General features: G+C 69.5%; 5 protein-coding genes. 2 read left to right on the top strand and 3 right to left on the bottom strand.

Translation table 11 applies throughout. The annotated features are described in order from the left end of the window. Window positions 1–169: 169 nt before the first annotated feature. The 3 genes from IAE56_RS12385 to IAE56_RS12375 are packed head-to-tail and all read right to left on the bottom strand — an operon-like array spanning window position 170 to window position 4808. Window positions 170–1609, bottom strand: a complete 1440-nt coding sequence (locus tag IAE56_RS12385; protein WP_200752730.1) for an efflux transporter outer membrane subunit — start codon at window positions 1607–1609, stop codon at window positions 170–172. After that, a complete protein-coding gene (locus tag IAE56_RS12380; RefSeq protein WP_200752729.1) occupies window positions 1606–3564 on the bottom strand; it encodes a MacB family efflux pump subunit in 1959 nt (652 codons plus the stop codon). Before IAE56_RS12380 ends, IAE56_RS12385 begins: the two co-directional genes overlap by 4 nt. Then, window positions 3561–4808, bottom strand: coding sequence for an efflux RND transporter periplasmic adaptor subunit (locus IAE56_RS12375; RefSeq protein WP_164074763.1), 1248 nt, complete (start codon window positions 4806–4808; stop codon window positions 3561–3563). The genes IAE56_RS12380 and IAE56_RS12375 overlap by 4 nt, the downstream gene beginning before the upstream one ends. Before the next feature lie 205 nt (window positions 4809–5013). Between IAE56_RS12375 and IAE56_RS12370 the strand changes: the two genes are divergently transcribed. Further along, window positions 5014–5742, top strand: coding sequence for a response regulator (locus tag IAE56_RS12370; protein WP_079221281.1), 729 nt, complete (start codon window positions 5014–5016; stop codon window positions 5740–5742). Between the two features lie 6 nt (window positions 5743–5748). Further along, the gene (locus tag IAE56_RS12365; protein WP_108770647.1) at window positions 5749–7146 is read left to right on the top strand and encodes an ATP-binding protein; all 1398 of its coding nucleotides are present in this window, start codon (window positions 5749–5751) and stop codon (window positions 7144–7146) included. Window positions 7147–7395: the final 249 nt, after the last annotated feature.

The following is a 7395-nucleotide window of genomic DNA, read 5'->3' as shown; positions in this document are numbered from 1 at the left end:
CCGCGCTGGCCGCCTGATCCCCCAACTGTCCAACTTTAGGGGGTCACTTCATGGATGGGTTCACGGCGCCCCCTGCCACCGGACCCACCCCGCCATCCCACAGGAAGCCAGCTTTTGATGCTGACGTTGATGTTGCTTCAGCGGGTGCGGGGCGCAGCCCCGCATCGCCTTACCCCGCGCTGCCGCCCAGCGCCTTGAACAGGGTCACGTCGTTGTTCAGCTGGCTCTGCCGCACGCGCGCCAGCGACAGCTCGGCATCGCGCCGGGTCTGCTGTGCTTCCAGCCAGGTACGCAGGTCGGTGGCCCCGACCCGGTAGCGCACTTCCTGCGCGCGCTCCACTTCCACGGCCTGGTCATACGATGCCTGCGAAGCGGCCACCTGGCGCGCCAGCTGCTCGCGTGCCGACAGCGCGTTGTCCACTTCCGAAAGCGCGGTGTACAGCGTCTTGCGGAAGTTGGTCGCGGCAATCTGGTAGGCGGTACCGGCGATGTCGGTGTCCAGCTGCGCACGCTGCAGGTTGAGGAAGGGCAGCGACAGGCCGGCGCCCAGCGTGGCCACCGGGTTGCGCAGCACATCCCCCAGCGAGGTCGCGCTCGAACCGAGGCTGCCGGTCAGGCTCAGCGCCGGGTAGTACTGGGTGGCGGTCACCTTGATGGTCTTCAGGCTGTTGCGCAGGCGCAGCTCGGCCGCGCGCAGGTCGGGGCGGCGGCCCAGCAGGTCGGCCGGCAGGCCTTCGTCGATGCCCGGGCTGCGGGCGGCCTGCAGATCCTGCGGCTCATCCTGCTGCGGCCACGGCGTGCCATCCAGCAGCACGGTCAACGCGTTGCGCACTTCCACCCGCTGCTGTTCCAGCGCGCTCTGCGCCGAACGCTGCGATTCCAGGTTCTGCAGGGCCTGGCGCACTTCCAGCCGCGAGACGGCACCGGCGTCGAAGCGGGCCTGCACCAGGTCGCGGGTGCGCTCCAGGCGCTGCAGGTTGGCCTCGCCGCTGGCGATGGACTGGTTGAGGTAGGCCAGCGTCCAGTACTGGCTGATCGTATCGCCGATCACCAGCAGGGCGGTGTTCTGTCGGTCCTCCTCGCTGGCCTGGGCTTCCCAGCGGGCGATGTCGCGCGCGGTGCGCAGGCGGCCCCACAGGTCCAGCTCCCACGACAGCGACACGCCGGTGGAATAGCCGCGGCTCCAGTCGGCGGCCTGGTCGGTGGGACGGCTGCCGCTGGCGCTGACGCCGGACGAGGACGGCTGCGGCCAGAGCGCGTTGCTGGCCAGGCCGGCCTGCAGGCGGGCGCGCTGCACGGCCAGGCCGGCGGCACCAAGGTCGCTGTTGGCGGCCAGGGCCTGCGCCACCAGACGGTCCAGGCGCTCGTCACCGAAGCCGGTCCACCAGGTGTCCTGGCGGACGTCGCGGCCCGGGGTGTCCAGGCTGCTGCGCGGGTCATCGGCCGGCGCGTTGAGGGTGGCATCGCCTCGGCCATAGGTCGCGGCCACGGCCGGATCTTCGGTCGGGTAGCGGCCCACCGAGGCGCAGCCGGACAGGGCGAGCAGCACCGCGCCGGCCAGCAGCAGGCGCGAAGGGGCAGGGGAGGTCAGTCGAGTCATCATCTTCATTCGCGGGCCAGGGCCTCCACCGGGTCGAGCTGGGCGGCATTGCGTGCCGGCAGGAATCCAAACGCCACGCCGATCAGGGTCGAGCAGGCAAACGCGGCGATGATCGAGGCAGTGGAGAACACCACCTGGAAATTGCTGGAGAAGTGGCCGATCAGCACGCCCAGCAGCAGGGCCAGGCCGATGCCGAGCAGGCCGCCGATCAGGCACACCAGCACCGCTTCGATCAGGAACTGCTGGCGGATGTCGCTCTGCCGCGCACCCACGGCCATGCGCACGCCGATCTCGCGGGTACGTTCGGTCACCGACACCAGCATGATGTTCATCACGCCGATGCCGCCGACCAGCAGGGCGATGGCAGCGATGGCGCCGATCAGCAGGGTCATCGTGCGCGTGGTCTGCTCGATGGTCTCGCGGATCTCGGCGCTGTTGCTGAGGAAGAAATCCTCGGTGCCGTGGCGCAGGGTCAGCAGCCGGGTGATGGCCTCCTGCGCGGCATCCATCGGTGTTTCATCATTGACGCGCACGGTGATGCTGGAGACGTAGCTCTGCCCCAGCATGCGCGACATCACCGTGGTGTAGGGCACGAACACGCCCAGGCTGGTGCTGCCACCGAAGCCGAAGCTCTGCTTCTTGGCCACGCCGACCACGCGCACCGGCACGTTGCCCAGCAGGATCACCTGGCCGATCGGGTCGCTGTCGGGGAAGAACTGGGTCTTCGTGTTCTCGTCGATCACCCCCACCTGCGCCAGCCCGCGGATCGCATCGGTGTCGAAGAAGCTGCCGTCGAGCAGGGTCACGCCCTTCACCCGGAAATACTGCTCGCCGACGCCGCTGATCTGTGCCGTCGCCGACTGGTTGCGGTAGCGCGCGGTCACCGAGGTCGACACGCTGGGCGTGGCGCTGTCCACGTAGCTCTGCTGCGACAGCGCATCGGCATCGGTGGCCTTCAGCGTCTGCACGCGCGCCGAGCGCATGTCACCGAAGCCACGGCCGGGGTAGACATCGATGGTGTTGGTGCCCAGCGCGCTGATGTTCTGCAGGATCTGCTGCTGCGAGCCGTTGCCCAGCGCCACCACCGACACCACCGAGGCGATGCCGATGATGATGCCGAGCATGGTCAGGAAGGTGCGCAGGCGATGGGCGTTCATCGCCAGCAGCGCCATCCGGAACGCTTCGGTGAAGCGGTCGCGGGCCGCGCGCCAGCTGCTGCCATGGGCGACGTCTGCGCTGGGCTGGCGCTGCGCACGGTAGCTGGGGGCTTTCGGATTGGCGCGGTCGGCGATGATTTCGCCGTCGCGGATCTCGATGATGCGCTGGGCGTGCTCGGCCACGCTCATGTCGTGGGTGACGATGATGATGGTGTGGCCTTCGGCATGCAGCTCGCCGAGGATGGCCATCACTTCCTCACCGGATTTCGTGTCCAGCGCGCCGGTCGGTTCGTCGGCCAGGATCACCTCGCCGCCGTTCATCAGGGCGCGGGCGATCGACACGCGCTGCTGCTGGCCGCCGGACAGCTGGCCCGGCTTGTGGTGCATGCGGTCGTGCAGGCCCAACCGCTGCAGCAGCTGCTCGGCGCGCGCGTTGCGGGTCGGCCCGGGGCTGCCGGCGTACACCGCCGGCACTTCCACGTTGCCGCGCGCATCGAGGTCGCCCAGCAGGTGGTAGCGCTGGAAGATGAAACCGAAATGGCCACGGCGAAGTTCGGCCAGCTCGTCCGGCTCCATCTTTCCGGTTTCGCGTCCGGCCACCTGGTAGCTGCCGCGCGTCGGGCGGTCCAGGCAGCCGAGGATGTTCATCAGCGTCGACTTGCCCGAGCCGGACTGGCCGACGATGGCGACCATCTCACCGGCATGGATGTCCAGGTTGACGTCGCGCAGCACGGCAATGACATCCTCGCCGGCCGGGAACTCGCGGCGCAGGTCACGCAGGCGCAGCAGGGGCGCCGTCGTGCTCATCGGCGCGGACCCATGCCACCGGGCGGGCCCATGCGCATCGCGCCGCCGCTGCGGTTGCCGGTGCCGCTGCCGGCTGCGGCCGCACCGCCTTCGCCGACCACCACGCGCTCGCCTTCCTCCAGCCCGGACAGGATCTGCGCGGAGGCGCCGTTGTTGATGCCGACCTTGACCTTGCGCGGCTGCGGCTGGCCCTGCTCGTTGACCACGCGCACCACGCGCTCGCCGTCACGCGTCTTCGGGCCTAGCGCCACGGCCGGCACCAGCAGCGCGCCCTTGGCCTGCTGCAGCAGCACCGAGACCTGTGCGGTCATGTCGATGCGCAGGGTGCCATCGGGGTTTTCCACGTCGAACAGCGCGTTGTAGTAGACCGCGCTGCTGGAACTTGAGCTGGACGAGCTGCTGGAACTGGACGAGCTTTCGTTGGCAATGGACGACGGCGCCGGATTGATCTGGCGCAGCGTGGCGTGGTACTTGCGGTCCGGGTCGCCCAGGGTGGTGAAGTACACCGGCATGCCGGCCTTGATCTTGACCACGTCGGCCTCGGAGACCTCGGCATTGACGGTGACCACGTCCAGGCGCGCCAGCATGACGATGGTCGGCGCGGTCTGGTTGGCGTTCACCGTGCGGCCTTCCTCGGCCACCACCGCCACCACGGTGCCGTCCATCGGCGCGGTGATGCGGGTGTAGGCGAGGTTGGCGCGGGCGGTGCCCAGTTCGGTTTCGCGGCCCTTGATCTGCGCTTCGTACGACTGCAGCTGGGCGCGGGCGGTCTTGAGCGTGGCCTCGGCGGCATCGTATTCCTGCCGCGAGGTGGCCTCGGCGGCCAGCATCTCCTTCTGCCGGGCGAAGTCCAGCTCGGCCTGGCGCAGGCTGGCCTGCTGCACGGCGCGCTGGGCGATCACCTGGTCCAGCGAGGCCTGGGCGTTGAGCACCTGGTTCTGCTGGGTGGTGGCGTCGATCTCGGCGATCAGGTCGCCTTCCTTCACCGTATCGCCCAGCTGCACCTTCAGCGATTTGATCTGGCCCGAGGCCTGCGCACCGACGCTGACCAGCTTGTAGGCATCGATCACGCCGGTGGCTTCCACCGTCTGTTCGATGTCGCCGCGGCTGACCGGGCTGGTGGCCAGGGCCGGGGCGGCAGGCTTGCGCAGCAGCCACCAGGCGCACGCGGCAGCAATGACGACAAGCAGGACGATCACGATCAGACGACCCCGGCGGGTCGCGGGCAACAGGCGGGAGATCACGTGCGGGCTTCACTCGGGCAGGCCGCCGCAGCGGCATTGGTGGGCATTGTGAAGATCGGGCGCAGGCAGGCTCAATCCTCGGGGTGTGTCTGTGTGTAACACTGTCGGCCGAAACGCGTAACTGCAGGTATCCGGCCCCGGCGTGGATACAGTGGTACGCACTGGACAGGATGCGGTTCAGCTCCCGACACGGGAAAATCGCGACATGGAGACTGAAAACCCGATGCATCGCCTGTTGATCGTCGACGACGACAATGACATCCGCACCCTGCTGGCCGAGCAGCTCGGCCGCGCTGGCTACCTGGTCAGCACCGCGGCCGACGGCACCAGCATGCGCCAGCTGCTGGAGCGCGAGCACGTGGACCTGATCGTGCTCGACCTCAACCTGCCGCGCGAGGATGGCCTGACCCTGTGCCGCGACCTGCGTGCGCGTTCGAACACGCCGGTGATCATGCTCACCGCACGTGCCGAGCCGATCGACCGCGTGCTGGGCCTGGAGATGGGCGCCGACGATTACCTGGCCAAGCCGTTCGAACCGCGCGAATTGCTCGCGCGCATCCGCAACGTGCTGCGCCGGACCGAGGCCCTGCCGGCCAACCTGGAGCCCCTGGCGGTGCGCCGCGCGCGCTTCTCGCGCTGGATCTTCGATCTGGAACACCGCCACCTGGTCGACCCCGATGGCCGCGTGGTGGTGCTGTCCGGCGCCGAGTTCCGCCTGCTGCGGGTGTTCATCGCGCACGCCAACAAGGTGCTCTCGCGCGAACAGCTGGTGGCGCTCAGCAGCGGCCGCAACTACGAGGCGCAGGACCGCGCGATCGACCTGCAGGTCAGCCGGCTGCGCAACAAGCTGGCCGACGATGGCGGGCCCGATGGCCTGATCAAGACCGTGCGCAATGAAGGCTATGTACTGGCCTCGGCCGTCAACCTGGAATAAGCCGTGATCAAGCGCCTGCGCCACTTCCTGTCCTCGATGGTGGGGCGGCTGTTCGTGATCCTGCTGCTGGGCATGTCGGTGGCCGCGATCGGCGCGACCATGCTGGCCACGTCCAAGCGCCAGCAGGAATTCGAGCGGCAGAACCTCAACCGCATCGCCGACCGCCTGCAGGGCTACGTCAACCTGCTCGACGGCAACCCGGAACTGCGTGACCGCCTGCTGGAAATGGGCGGGCCGAGCGTGCGCGCGCTGCAGCCCGGCGCTCGCCTGGGCCGCGTCGATACGGCGCTGATGGAAGTGCTCGATGACCGCCCCGGACCGGTGGCGCGCGCGCATGTGCACTTCACCTCGTTCCGCTCGTGCATCCCCAAGCTGCAGGAACTGCTGCCGCCGCCACCGCCGGGCCACCGGCGCCCGCCGCGTGAACGCGACCCGTCCTTCATCCCGCCCAAGTGCCGGGCCGTGGACGTGGTCCTCAGCGATGGCACCACGCTGAAGCTGGCGCTGGATTCGCCGGCGGTGGCGCACAACGGCGTGCTGGCCGTGGACCCGCTGTTCCTGACCCTGCTGGTGCTGGCGATCGCCGTGCTGGCCTATATCGTTTCGCGCATGGCCAGCGCGCCGCTGCAGGAACTGGCCTCGGCCGCCGAGGAACTGGGCGACGACCTGCAGCGCGACCCGCTGCCCCTGCGCGGCCCGCGCGAAGTGCAGCGCGCCGCCGAGGCATTCAATGCCATGCAGCAGCGGCTGCAGCGGCACCTGGCCGAACGCACGCAGATGCTGGCGGCGATCACCCACGACCTGCAGACGCCGCTGACCCGGCTGCGCCTGCGCCTGGAAAACGTGACCGACGAGATCCTGCGCGAGCGCCTGATCGGCGACCTCGCGGCGATGCAGGCGCTGGTGCGCGAAGGCCTGGAACTGGCCCGCAGCGCCGAGAGCGCCGAACAGCGCGCCGCCCTCGACCTGGATTCGCTGCTGGAAAGCATCGTCGAGGACACCGCCGAGGCGGGCGCCGACGTGGCCTTCGAAGGCGCCAGTGGCGCGGTGCTGATGCTGCGGCCGCTGGCCATGCACCGCCTGTTCTCCAACCTGGTGGACAACGCGGTGATGTATGCCGAGCGCGTGCGGGTGAGGGTGGACCGCAGTGGCGGGGGCATCACCGTGGTGGTGGCCGACGACGGCCCGGGGCTGGCCGATGACCAGCTCGAAGCGGTGTTCGATCCCTTCGTGCGGGTGGAAACCTCGCGCTCGCGGCAGACCGGCGGCGCCGGCCTGGGCCTGACCATCGCCCGCGCGCTGGCCGAGAAGGATGGCGCCCGGCTGTGGCTGCGCAACCGCCCCGAGGGCGGACTGGAAGCGGTGGTGCAGTGGCCGGCGGGCAGCCCGGTAGCCGGGCGCTGAGTCGGGCGTCCGGATAGCTGGGGGCAGAGCCCTCTGCGCGCGCAGAGGGATCCGACCCCGGGTCGGATCCCTTCCGCCGCAGGCGTAAGGGCTCTGACCCCGCCTCAGACCCCGGCTTTCACGCCGCGGTGACGCCGAGGGGGGTGTTTGGCCTATCATTCGCCCCATCTCCCCACAGTTCCCGCGATGAGCCAGCCTGTTCACACCGGCGCGCGGCCCCGTGCCGCCCGGCTGTTCCTGTTCCTGCCT

Origin of the sequence: Stenotrophomonas sp. S41, assembly GCF_016624625.1 — a bacterium.
Classification (GTDB): Bacteria; Pseudomonadota; Gammaproteobacteria; order Xanthomonadales; family Xanthomonadaceae; genus Stenotrophomonas.
This window is presented reverse-complemented; position numbering and strand designations above follow the sequence as displayed.